At 32.8% G+C, this 12250-nt stretch carries 11 protein-coding genes; 2 read left to right on the top strand and 9 right to left on the bottom strand.

The window, feature by feature from the left end; translation table 11 throughout:
• Positions 1-83: 83 nt before the first annotated feature.
• From CM54_RS00940 to norA, 9 genes are all read right to left on the bottom strand, one after another.
• On the bottom strand, positions 84-923 hold the full coding sequence (locus CM54_RS00940; protein WP_037548342.1) for an aldo/keto reductase: 840 nt from the start codon (positions 921-923) through the stop codon (positions 84-86).
• A 199-nt stretch (positions 924-1122) separates the two neighbouring features.
• Positions 1123-2475, bottom strand: a complete 1353-nt coding sequence (locus tag CM54_RS00935) for a hemolysin family protein (RefSeq protein ID WP_002432987.1) — start codon at positions 2473-2475, stop codon at positions 1123-1125.
• Positions 2476-2711: 236 nt separating this feature from the next.
• Complete coding sequence (gene nagA / locus CM54_RS00930) at positions 2712-3893, bottom strand: N-acetylglucosamine-6-phosphate deacetylase (RefSeq protein ID WP_037548339.1); 1182 nt, start codon at positions 3891-3893, stop codon at positions 2712-2714.
• A 200-nt stretch (positions 3894-4093) separates the two neighbouring features.
• The gene (locus tag CM54_RS00925; RefSeq protein ID WP_037548336.1) at positions 4094-6076 is read right to left on the bottom strand and encodes a PTS fructose transporter subunit IIABC; all 1983 of its coding nucleotides are present in this window, start codon (positions 6074-6076) and stop codon (positions 4094-4096) included.
• A 5-nt stretch (positions 6077-6081) separates the two neighbouring features.
• Positions 6082-7002 carry a 1-phosphofructokinase gene (gene pfkB, locus CM54_RS00920; protein ID WP_030059112.1) on the bottom strand — a complete coding sequence of 307 codons (921 nt, stop codon included), beginning with the start codon at positions 7000-7002 and terminating at the stop codon, positions 6082-6084.
• Positions 6999-7757, bottom strand: a complete 759-nt coding sequence (locus CM54_RS00915; RefSeq protein ID WP_002433491.1) for a DeoR/GlpR family DNA-binding transcription regulator — start codon at positions 7755-7757, stop codon at positions 6999-7001. Before CM54_RS00915 ends, pfkB begins: the two co-directional genes overlap by 4 nt.
• A gap of 219 nt (positions 7758-7976) precedes the next feature.
• Entirely contained in the window at positions 7977-8459 is a 483-nt protein-coding gene (ybaK, locus tag CM54_RS00910) for a Cys-tRNA(Pro) deacylase (protein WP_030059113.1), read from the bottom strand.
• Between the two features lie 139 nt (positions 8460-8598).
• The gene (locus CM54_RS00905) at positions 8599-9078 is read right to left on the bottom strand and encodes a hypothetical protein (RefSeq protein ID WP_002433156.1); all 480 of its coding nucleotides are present in this window, start codon (positions 9076-9078) and stop codon (positions 8599-8601) included.
• A 259-nt stretch (positions 9079-9337) separates the two neighbouring features.
• A complete protein-coding gene (norA, locus tag CM54_RS00900; protein WP_002433129.1) occupies positions 9338-10507 on the bottom strand; it encodes a multidrug efflux MFS transporter NorA in 1170 nt (389 codons plus the stop codon).
• Positions 10508-11311: 804 nt separating this feature from the next.
• Here norA and CM54_RS00895 point away from each other — a divergent pair.
• Positions 11312-11929 (top strand): DUF1361 domain-containing protein, encoded by a 618-nt coding sequence (locus tag CM54_RS00895; RefSeq protein ID WP_037548332.1) that lies wholly within the window; start codon positions 11312-11314, stop codon positions 11927-11929.
• Complete coding sequence (locus CM54_RS00890; RefSeq protein WP_037548328.1) at positions 11926-12204, top strand: hypothetical protein; 279 nt, start codon at positions 11926-11928, stop codon at positions 12202-12204. Before CM54_RS00895 ends, CM54_RS00890 begins: the two co-directional genes overlap by 4 nt.
• The last annotated feature ends 46 nt before the right edge of the window (positions 12205-12250 follow it).

Below are 12250 nucleotides of genomic sequence, written 5' to 3'. Positions count from 1 at the left end.
TTAATAAATATATTTTCTTCAAAAATAATGTAAAAAATAGAACTTTTTAAAGTTTACGCAGTCAATCATCACTATGCTTGATACTATTTCAAATCTCCTATACTCACCTCATCGGGGTCTTTACCTTGACGTGCACCTTTATTTAAACTATCAATTTCCGCAACATCTGTGAGTTCTAAGTTAAAATCCAATATATCAAAGTTTTCTTCAATTCGTTCTGGTGTCTTAGATTTAGGTATAATCATTCGATTATGTGCTAAATGCCAGCGTAAAACAATTTGAGCAGGCGTTTTATCATAACGTTTCGTTATATCTACTATTGTCGGATCATCTAATAAACCTCTATTTCTCATTAGAGGCATCCATGCAGTTACCTTAATGTCATGGTCATCACAAAATGCTTGAACGTCTTCCTGGTTGAAATAAGGATGTAATTCTATTTGGTTAACTTGAGGAACTACTTCCGTTTCCTTCATTAACTTTTCCAAATGATGCTTTTTAAAGTTGCAAACTCCAATAGCTTTAATTTTACCTTCTTCATATAGTTTTTCTAAGGCTTTATAAGATTCTATGTACAAACCATCTTTTTCGCATGGCCAGTGAATTAGAAATAGATCAATATAGTCTAAACCTAAGTTTTCTAAGGACTGATTAAAATATTCAATCGTATTGTCATATCCTTGATAATCGTTCCATAATTTAGATGTAATAAATAAATCTTCTCTATCTACTCCTGAATTCTGTAAAGCTTTACCTAATGCTACTTCATTTCCATAAAAATATGCAGTATCAAAAGCACGATAACCTGTTTCTATAGCAGTATTCACTACATTTTCCATATCTTCATCAGTAATTTTATAAACACCTAAACCAATTGAAGGCATTGGATATCCATTATTTAAAACTTGTGTATCATTTACCATTTATATTTCTCTCCTTTTTATCCAAACTTTTCATAGGTTTGGAACAAAAATATAATTTATTAAAATTAATTTTGTAGTTCTCTTCCATCATGAATGATTTGAAATATTTCTTTTAAATTGTGTCATTAAGCATAACTTATCGCCTATATGAGATACAAATAAAGACGCTTAAACATTAAGTTTAAGCGTCTTAAAAGCATTATGAATCAGAATTTTCACTTTCATCTTCTTCATCTACAGATGGTCGATGATTATTAAATTCATATTTTAAATTGATCCAAATAATTTGATGATTGTCGATTTCAGTAATAACCCAACGATCATACTCAGTATCAACATAATCATCTTTTTGTAAATTCGTATTGCGTGATTGAAGCCAACCACCAATTGTATCTATGTCTTCAGAATCTTCAAATTCGATACCATATTGTTCATTAAGGTCATCTAATAGTACACGACCATTAATCTGATATGTTGAATCGTCCAATTTAACGATGTCATTCACTTCATCATCATCAAACTCATCACGAATTTCACCAACGATTTCTTCTAGAATATCTTCCATAGTCAAGATACCAGCTGTGCCACCATATTCGTCAATGATTAAACTAATATGCACATGTTCTCTTTGCATTCTTATAAGTGCATCACTTATGCGAGTAGTTTCTGAAATCATTGGCAACTCATGAATGTAGTTTGCAATTTTAATCGGTTTACCTGAAGCATATTCTGTTAAAAATTCTTTAACGTTTATAAATCCTTTTACATGGTCTTTATCCCCATCTTCAGTGATAGGATAACGGGTAAATTGATGTTCTTTTATCGTTTCAAGTAACTCATCCACGTTAAATGGTTCATTGAGTGTAACCATTTGCGTACGTGGTACCATGATATCTTTTGCATGGCGTTCGTCAAATGAAAAGATATTCTGCATATATGCAAGCTCTGTTTGATTGATTTCTCCGCCGTTATAACTGTTATTTATAATAATTTTAATTTCTTCCTCTGACATCGCATCCGATTGAGCGTCTGGATCGAAACCAAACATTCTTACAATCACACGTGCCGAACCATTCATTAACCAAATTAATGGTTTCATGATATTACCGAAGTAATAAAGCGGTCTTGAATAAAGTAATGCGAGTTGTTCAGTATGTTGAATCGCAAATGATTTAGGTGCTAATTCACCTAATACCACGTGTAAATAAGTCACAGCAATAAATGATATAACAAATGAAATTGTCGTAGTTAATGCATCAGGTAAATGCAATAAGTCGAATAGAGGATGTAATAACTTTTCAAAAGTGGGTTCCCCTAACCAACCTAAACCTAATGATGTAACTGTGATACCTAACTGACATGCAGATAGGTAATAATCTAAGTTAGCTATCATTTTTTTGACTATTTTTGCGCTTCTATTTCCTTCTTCAACTAATTGTTCAATTCGCGTCGATCTCACTTTAACAAGTGCGAATTCAGATCCAACGAATACCGTAGTTAATGCAATCAAAAGAAAAAATGTGATTAAACTAATTATGGTCGAAGTTTCCAATTAATTCCCTATTTCTAGGGATTCACCTCCATATTATATGTGTCACGCATAGGTAACACGTTTTTAAAATCATCGTTATTAAATAAGTGACGACTACATGTTAAGACCTTCCCATCGTGACACCCCCCGAAAAAAATGTAATTTCTTCTATTTTATCATACATCGTTTCTAGAATGTTAAATATAAACTCAATGCTATATTATAATCAAAACAATTGTCCTAATCAATGTTACACATTACTTTCCAAAATGATGTGGCACACCGTTTTTAATTGTTGTTTTTACATTGCACTCATCGTCTAATATAACAATATCTGCATCTTTACCCATCTCAATGCTTCCTTTAACATCATCTATGCCTAAAGCAATAGCTTGATTCAAACTAGTTACGCGCCATAAACGTTCTAAACTGTCTCCAGTAAAATTAATCAAATTTCGTAGGCCGTCACTCATTCTTAAGATACTGCCAGCAAGTGCGCCACTTTCTAAACGTGCTTCTTTATCTTTTACAATAACGTTTTGACCTCCTAAATCATATTCACCCTCCGGCATACCTTTTGCTCGCATCGCATCAGTAATTAGATAGCAATTCTTATTACCTTTAAGTTGGTAAGCAAGAGCGATAGAAGCAGGATGTGAATGTACACCATCAACAATCATTTCAGTTTTCAAATTTTTATTTAACCACGCAGCACCAAAAACACCTGGATCACGATGAGCAAATCCAGTAGCAGCATTATATAAGTGGGTCACGTGTTTAGCGCCACTTATAACAGCTTCATTAGCCTCATCGAACGTCGCTACAGTATGACCAATAGAAAATATAATATTATCCTTTAAGGCCTTTAACGTTTCTTGTGCTCCTTCAACCTCTGGGGCAAATGTAATGATTTTAATTAAACCATCTGCCACTTTTTGGAAAGCGTAAATTTGATCGGCGGAAGGACGCTGAACATATTTAGGATGTTGCGCTCCTACTTTATGTTCTGAAATAAATGGTCCTTCTAAATGAACTCCAGCTATTTCTGCTGCGTTAGCAATGTCTTGATGTGCTTTATAAGTCACAATATTTTTCAAAGCTCGGTTAATATTCTCTGTAGATTGAGTCATTGTTGTCGCTAAGAAGGAAGTGGTACCTTCAGATAGTAGTGATTCTGCTAAATGTTTAAGTCCGTCATATGAGGCATCCATTGCATCTTCGCCATATCCACCATGTATATGTATATCTATAAATCCTGGTAAAATATGTTGTCCCTTAGCATCGATATATTGAATTGATTCATTAGTATCTGTTTCTTCCTCTTGAAAATGCCCGGACCCGACGCTTAAGATTTTGCCTTCTTTAATGTGAACGAAACCTTTGTCAATCGTTTGTTCCTCTGTGTATATTTTCCCATTCGTTATTACATATTCTGACATTCTTTAAACCTTCTTTTCTTTATATTGTCATATTGTTCTTCAGCTATTTTATTATATCTTTATTAGCGCCTCTTATCATTCATTTCTATTTATACCTGATACCTATCTCATATTAAATGCATTTTCTCTACTTAGAAAAATGCATTAAAAAAGCCCTTGCCAAACAACAATGTTCTAGCAAGAGCTCTTCATAATTTATATTATTCATCCATAGCTTTAGATGCTTGGATTTCATTTTTAGTAACTTTTGGTTTTAAGAAACCGTATAATAGTGCTGAAACTAACGTACCTACAACTAATGCAAGTATAGTTTGTAAGACATGACTGAAGTCAGTTGCAAGAATTACGATAATACCACCATGTGGTGCGTTAATTCGAGAGCCTAGACCTAGTGCAATTGCACCTGCAACTCCTGAACCGACCATCATTGATGGAATCACACGTAACGGATCAGCTGCAGCAAACGGAATTGCACCTTCAGTTATAAATGATAATCCCATTACATAGTTCGGAACGATTGAACCTCTTTGTTCTTTCGTAAATTTCTTTCTAAAGACTAACATTGTTGTAGCAATAGCTAGTGGCGGAATCATACCACCAATCATAGCTGCTGTAATTGGCGCAGCATTTCCTTCAGTTAATGCTGCAGTAGCGAATACGTATGCAGCTTTATTGAATGGTCCACCCATATCAATTGCCATCATCGCACCTACAACTAGTCCTAATAACATGATGTTTGAACCTGATAAACTATTTAAACCATTTAATAATAAATGATTAAGCCATGAAGCTGGAGGATTAAAGACATAAACCATTAAAAGACCAGTAATTGTTACTGAAAGCACTGGATAGATTAAAGTTGGTTTTAACCCTTCTACTGCTTGCGGTAATTTACGTGTAATATATTTTATTCCTTGAGTTAAGTAACCCGCTAAGAAACCTGCAATAATACCACCGATAAATCCTGAACCACCTGAAATTGCTAGCATACCACCAACTAAACCGGCAGCAAAACCTGGTTTATCTGAAATACTACGAGAGATGAAACCTGCTAAAACTGGAATAATTAATGCGAAGGCACTATTTTTACCAATGTTCCATAATTGTTCTGCAAACGCATTGTGCTCAGAACTTTTAGGATTAAATGAATTTGGCCCGAATAAGAATACTATCGCCATTAAAATACCACCAGCAATTACAAGTGGTAACATATTAGAAACACCATTCATTAAGTGTTTATAGAATGCTTTACCAGGGCTAAGTTTCTCTTCGTTTTTATCGTCATTCTCTTTTGCACTATCGCCACGAGCAACAAATGGTTTGCGACTAGTGTCTAATGCAGTGTTAATTAATTCCTCAGGACGTTTTATTCCATCTGCCACTGGCACTTCAACAACATTCTTACCATTAAAGCGATCAGTCTCTACATGAACATCTGCCGCAACTATAATACCAGTTGCACGTTCAATATCTTGTTCAGTTAAATGGTTTTTCACACCACTTGAACCATTAGTTTCTACTTTAATTTTAACATTCATTTTTTCAGCTTGTTTTTTCAAAGCATCTCTAGCCATATACGTATGTGCAATACCCGTTGGACAAGCAGTTACAGCTAGAACATATGGCTCATTACTATCATTAGCATGCTCACTTGCTGAGGTACTTGCCACAGCACCTGAAGCATTTGCTTCATTTTCTTGCGCTTCTGCTTCTTCCTCTTTAGTAGCTTCATCATCAGCTTCATCTATAATTTGTAATACCTTTTCAGGAGATTCAGCATTAATTAACTTCTCACGTACATTTTCATCCATTAAAATGCCTGAAAGTTTAGCAAGTGCATCTAAATGAGTTTGTGCGCCACCTTCTGGAGCAGCAATCATAAAGAATAAATGTGCAGGTTGCATATCTAAACTTTGATAATCTACACCTTCTTTAGATTTACCAAATGCGATTGCAGGAGATTTTACAGCTGCAACTTTTGCGTGAGGAATCGCAATACCTTCACCAATTCCCGTTGTACTTTGTGATTCACGGTTATGAATAGCCTCTTTAAATGAAGCAACATCACTAAGTTTTCCTGCTTTATCTAATTGATTGACTAATTCATCTATAACCCCATTTTTATCTGATGCAGATAAATCCATTGCAATTGTATCTTTAGTTAATAATTCTGTGATTCTCATTAAATTCACTCCCCATCAAGTACAGAAACCGTAACTTGAGATTTAATTTTTTCTATAGCATCCCTAGTTGCTAAATCTTCTTCAAACGCAGTTGCTGTTCCTGAAGCCACTGCTTGTTTAAAAGCATCTTGGATAGACAATCCTGATTCTAAGCCTGCTACCATTCCAGCAACAGTACTATCTCCAGAGCCTACAGTATTAATGACTTTACCTTGTGGATTCTCAGCTTTAATACTTTGGTGTTCGTCCACATAAATCGCACCGTCGCCACCTAGAGAAATGATCACGGATTGTGCACCTTTTTTAAGAATTTCTTTACCGTATTTAACAACATCATGATCACTTGATACAGTCGTATTAAACATTACTTCAAGCTCATCTTTATTTGGTTTAATAAATAGTGGTCGGTACGGTAATACAGTATCAACTAAATCTTTTTCAGCATCTACTACAAGCTTAGCGCCTGTGTTTTTAGTTATCTCAGCAATTTGAGCATAAGCATCACTTGGAATACTATTAGGAACACTACCAGCTACAATAACTGTATCTTCACTAGTTGTATTTTTGATTTGAGTTATCAGAGCTTGAAATTGCTCTTGTGTCACCTTAGGACCTGGAGCATTTATTTCAGTCTCTTGACCAGATTTGAGTTTTACATTAATACGAGTATCCTCATCTACTTCAATAAAATCTGTATGAATTTTACTTTCTTCTAAAGTTTTTGATATAAATTTTCCTGGAAAACCACCAGCAAAACCAAGTGCAGTTGAATCAACATCTAGAGTTTTTAGTACTCTTGAAACATTTATCCCTTTACCACCTGCAAATTTATACGTTTCTTTTGCTCTATTTAATCCTTTTAATTCGAAACCATCTGTAAACATGATGTAATCAATTGAGGGATTAAATGTAACTGTATATATCATGATTGTCCTCCTAAAAAATGATATTGATTGGTGTACGCTTCAGTGACTTTATTTTTTAGCGCCTTCTGTGAAGTAATGATTTTAGTTCCATCTAGTAATGGTACTCTTGCAAAATAAACTTGGTTAAATTTCGTTTGATCGACAAGTACATATTTCTCACTAGATAATTTCATTGCCGTCTCTTTAATTAAAGCTTCTTGTTCATCTGGTGTTGTAAAACCATACTTCGAATCCATACCGTTCATTCCGATGAATGCACGATCAAAGCAATATCTTCTTAACGTTTCCAATGCATTTGCACCTACAGTTGCCATTGTTGTTTCTTTCACTTGTCCACCAATCATTAAAGTGTTTATCCCATTCTTTAATAACTGTTCCACATGTGTCATCCCATTCGTGACAACAATGATATCTCTCGCATCGATATATTGAATCATTTCCAAAGTAGATGAACCTGCATCTAAGAAAATGCATTCGTTGTCTTGGATTTCTTGAGCGGCACGTTTACCAATTTCTTGCTTTTCTCGTAGGTTCTGTGTCAATTTCTCAGTCAATCCAGGTTCTACTACACGATTTTGATTAAGGGTTGCCCCGCCATGAACACGTTGCAATTTACCTATCTTTTGTAGTTTGGATAGATCTCTTCTGATCGTTGAAGCACTACACCCTGTTCTATCTATTAATTCTTGGAGTGTTAAGAAGTCTTTTTTAGCTAATTCTTGCAATATCAAATCGTGACGTTTTTCTGAAATCACTTTTATCACCCCATCTCAATTATCATTATAATGAGTGCGCTTACATTTTTCAATCATAAATTATCATAAACAATCAAAAACATTCATTTTGTGACAAAATAAAAAACATCTAAATTAATAGATGTTTTATAAATAATCAATATGAACGCGTAAATACGGGAGTTTAGTATCAATAATCTATTCTTTCAAAACCAATCATAATATTACACATATCCCCTCTTATTTATGTGTAATATGTGCCACTTGCGCTTGAGTTATCTCTATAAGATCGTCTACTTGGATGATGATTTGCATACCACGTTGACCACCACTAACATATAGTTTGTCTAAATTTTTGGCAGAAACATCAATAGTAGTTGGAAATAAATGTTTCATACCTATAGGTGAGCAACCACCTCTTACATAGCCAGTAACTTGTTTTAGTTGCTCTAATGGCATTAAGTGAAGTTTTTTCTCGTTTACTACATGAGCCGCTTCCTTCATATCTAATGACGCATTGACTGGAATTACAAAGACGTAGTGGTCATGATTCGCGTTTTCAAGCACAAGTGTTTTATAGACTTCTTCAACATTTGCACCAACCAATTTAGCAATTTGTTCACCATGTTGATGTTTATCCGAGACTTCGTACGTATTCATCTCATAATTAATTTTTGCGCGATCAAGCATACGCATCGCATTTGTTTTTTTAGTTTTAGCCATCTTTCCACCCTCAATATTGTAGCTTTGATTCAATATATTTTAACATGTCCAACAACAATTCGTATTCTTTAAACGAATTGCTATATTTTCTGCATATATAAAAATTCACTCTTTCTAGAATTATTGAAAGAGTGAATTATTATCTCGAATGAGATTGTTCATTATTTACATGGCCATCTTCATCTACTGAAATATTTGTGTGTTGTTTACCATTAGCATCTGAGAATGAATATTTAGCTTTAGGTGATTCACTCTGCATATGGTCAATTTTATAATTAGTTTTCAAATGATGATCTGCGTAGTTTAAAGCTATCACGTTGCATTCTTGTGGTGTGAATTTATAAGATGTTTGATTGTTTGTAGTTTTATTATTGAATTTATTATACGTTATCTCATTATCTTTATCGTTCTTATCTTTTTCAGATGCTTTAGCCGTATAGTTTGAATGTAAATTAAATGTATCTTCGATATAAGAGACTTTATTTACTTTTGAAAATGTACATATCGTTTGATGTACTTTTGCTAAAGCATTTTGGTTTGTAGCTAGGAAAATTAATCCTACTAAACAAATTGATAGTATTACGGCTACAACACTCAATAATATATTTTTCAAATTCATCCCCTTACCCACATTTCTCTTAAGATTTTCATCTATCTTAACATATTAATTTTTGAAAAAAGATATGTAGGTTACAATTTAAATAGATTGTAATGTTTGTAACATTTATATTAATGAAGTTGTTACTTTTGTTACATAAAAGACGCATATAAACTTATTTAGGTACTTAAAATTTACGGTTCTCAATGTCTATAAATTAACAAAACACTCTAAGTTGTACGTTTTTCGTAATCTTAGAGTGTTTAATGATTTATATTTTTTATGAAGATTGTGATTGCTTACGCCTAGTTCTTAGCCACTTTTCAATAAAGATAATTACAATACCACTTAAAGAAACTGCTATAGCCATATATAATGGAAACTCTAAGTTTACATCGAATAAGGCTCCTGCTACTAAAGGTCCAATAAAATTACCCATACTGGTAAAAGTGGAATTAAGACCTCCAGCAAATCCTTGGCGATCACCTGCAATATTTGAGAAATAATTCGTTAAAGCTGGACGAATCATATCAAAACCTATAAATACAATGAAACTAATTACCATAATTGTCCAGTAACCATTGGCTAGTATCAACATCACAAGAACTATTGCTGAATAGAGTAAGGAGCTTGCTATAAAATTAAGTTCAGTCATATACTTCATAAATTTATCAAAGAAGAAAACTTGGAATACAGCACCAAAGATGCCCCCACCCGTAATCGCAATTGAGATATCTTTAGGTGAATAATTGGCTTTCTCAGAAGTGTATAATGAGAATAATGTTTCAAAAGCTGACAAACCAAATGCCAAAACTAACGTTAATATAACGGGTGTAATGAACACTTTCCAATTGATTTTAGTAAATAATTCAGGTTGATATTGATGAAAGCCATCTGTCGTTTCTTTTTTAGGATTATGAATTAAAACGAGAGACATTGTAAACGCGATAGCTCCTAAAGATCCTGCAAAATAGAACGGCAATCTATGTGAGATTTCAGCTAGAAATCCACCAAACCCAGGTCCTAATATAAAGCCAGAATTAATAATGGCTGACATATACCCGAAATTCTTAGCTTTATCTGCGCCTTTAGAAATATCAGCAATCATGCCTGTGACGCCTGGCATTACCATTCCTGCACTAAATCCACCTAACACACGTGAAATCATAAGAATAGTAAAAGTCTGTCCAGCAGCAAACATAAATTCTGAAATTGAAAATAAAACAAGGCCTATGCAAATGATAAGTTTCTTGCCTAATTTATCCGCCAAAGTACCTCCAAATGGAGAAATAACCATTTGTGACAGTGCAAATGCGGCAACTAATACTCCTAAATCGCTCCCTTTTAAACCTAAATCTTTTAAATAAACTGGTAATACTGGGATAACAAGGCCAATTCCTAAGAAAATTAGAAATATATTAAAGTACAATGTAAATAATTGCTTTCTCATAAGATGCCCTCCTCTCTACATGTAAGACTGAAAACTCATTTTAATTCACGACGTTTGAAAATATCTGTTATCTATCAAATTAAAAATGTACTTATTAATGCGTCTTGTTTAATTAACTTAAAGTTTCTACATTGTATAATATTTCATTAACATTTTACAATAAATATTCCTAATGTTTTAAGCGCCTTGCAATTGTGTTTAGTATAATTAAGTTGCTATAAATATAAATAAAAGTCTATAATGATGGAACATCAAATGAATAGCAGTACCATGTACTTTGATTAGAGAGATGAAAATAGTGTAGGTTCAATCACTGATATTGCACAATAAAATGAAAGATTATGAGCAGTGAGTCATTTAGAAGCAAGTACGATAAGGTGACTTTAAACTTTTAATTTTAAGGCTCAAAAATAAGAATCTAAAGATATCAATGAAATTTAGAATGAATTACTTTATCACATAATAACTCATTTATTGATGATAAACTATTTGCTCATTTATAAGCTACTTTCATACCTTAAACCTATGAATCACATCGTGTATATCTCTATATAGCTAAAATATCAACTACTGCATAAAGAATGATGACAATGACATCTATAGCTATTAATCTAAAACATCATTTAGTCATAGGACTTAATTTATTAAATCTATAATACTCGTATACTACAAGTCCTAGAAAGAATTTGTGGCTACATTTTTATGTGAACCTCATATTATTTGATATGACAAGCATTTACAGTTACCATTAAAACTCGACAATTCAATTAATTATTAAAATCTTTAAGAAAGTAGTGCATGATAATGCAACCACGTTACATTGCAAGGATATACTTTATAATTTTATTTATTATTTCTCTTGCTGAAACAAGAGTTTTTAATTTCATGACATTAAATTTATTTTTAGCCTATGTGCCCTTTGAACTTTGCTTACTTTTAAAATTATTTAAACCAAAGAAAGCATTCGAATGGCCATTATTTATTGTCTTTGGATTGATATTTTTACTTTTAGTACCTAATACGTTTTATATGATTACAGATTTAATACATTTGAACCAATTTCAATTTAATTTTCTTGTAGGGTTAAATCTCACTGAATGGGTATACTTTACTTACCTCATGTTAGGCGTTTTCTTAGCGATATATGTTATGATTTTAATCTTTATGGAAATAGGACATTTAACTTCTCACTTATGGTTAAATCGTACACTTATCATTGTACTTATGTTCTTAAATGGATTAGGCATATATATCGGCCGATTTTTAAGACTTCATACGGTTTATTTAATTGATGAACCTTTAAAGATTTTTACCCAAGTACTCTCTGTGTTTAATATTAAAACGTTAATGTTTGTACTTTTAATGGTAATTATGCAAAGTACGATTGTTCTATTTGTAAAAGGGGTGAGACTACAAAAATGATATTCAGTATTATATTATTAATCGTCATTCTCATCATTTTACAGCTCATTATTGGTCATTTCTGGCACGACATTGGATTTAATTATAGTAAAAGTATTCAACTCATGTTTTTACCATTAGGTATAGGACTATTTATCATGCAGATTGCTTACTATGAAAGACATTATCCAAATTGGGATGTTCCTTTCAAAGTTAAGCTTAGACTCAAATATATGTATATTATTACTTTCTTTGAATATGTAGCAGTTTATATTTGTCTTTTTAGATTAAGCTAACACAAAGGCACGTGTAAAAAACTCAGAAATTACATAAAATCACTCC

It is taken from the genome of Staphylococcus sp. TE8, from assembly GCF_000692055.1.
Lineage (GTDB): Bacteria > Bacillota > Bacilli > Staphylococcales > Staphylococcaceae > Staphylococcus > Staphylococcus capitis.
Note: the sequence above shows the minus strand (reverse complement) of the source record. Positions and strands in the feature narration are given on the sequence as shown.

What these genes read in the sequence shown, in the direction of transcription:
- CM54_RS00890 (WP_037548328.1), top strand. Translation starts at nt 11,926, where the DNA reads ATGATATTCAGTATTATATTATTAATCGTCATTCTCATCATTTTACAG.
- CM54_RS00895 (WP_037548332.1), top strand. Translation starts at nt 11,312, where the DNA reads ATGCAACCACGTTACATTGCAAGGATATACTTTATAATTTTATTTATT.
- norA (WP_002433129.1), bottom strand. Translation starts at nt 10,507, where the DNA reads ATGAGAAAGCAATTATTTACATTGTACTTTAATATATTTCTAATTTTC.
- ybaK (WP_030059113.1), bottom strand. Translation starts at nt 8,459, where the DNA reads ATGGCTAAAACTAAAAAAACAAATGCGATGCGTATGCTTGATCGCGCA.
- CM54_RS00925 (WP_037548336.1), bottom strand. Translation starts at nt 6,076, where the DNA reads ATGAGAATCACAGAATTATTAACTAAAGATACAATTGCAATGGATTTA.
- nagA (WP_037548339.1), bottom strand. Translation starts at nt 3,893, where the DNA reads ATGTCAGAATATGTAATAACGAATGGGAAAATATACACAGAGGAACAA.
- pfkB (WP_030059112.1), bottom strand. Translation starts at nt 7,002, where the DNA reads ATGATATATACAGTTACATTTAATCCCTCAATTGATTACATCATGTTT.
- CM54_RS00905 (WP_002433156.1), bottom strand. Translation starts at nt 9,078, where the DNA reads ATGAATTTGAAAAATATATTATTGAGTGTTGTAGCCGTAATACTATCA.
- CM54_RS00940 (WP_037548342.1), bottom strand. Translation starts at nt 923, where the DNA reads ATGGTAAATGATACACAAGTTTTAAATAATGGATATCCAATGCCTTCA.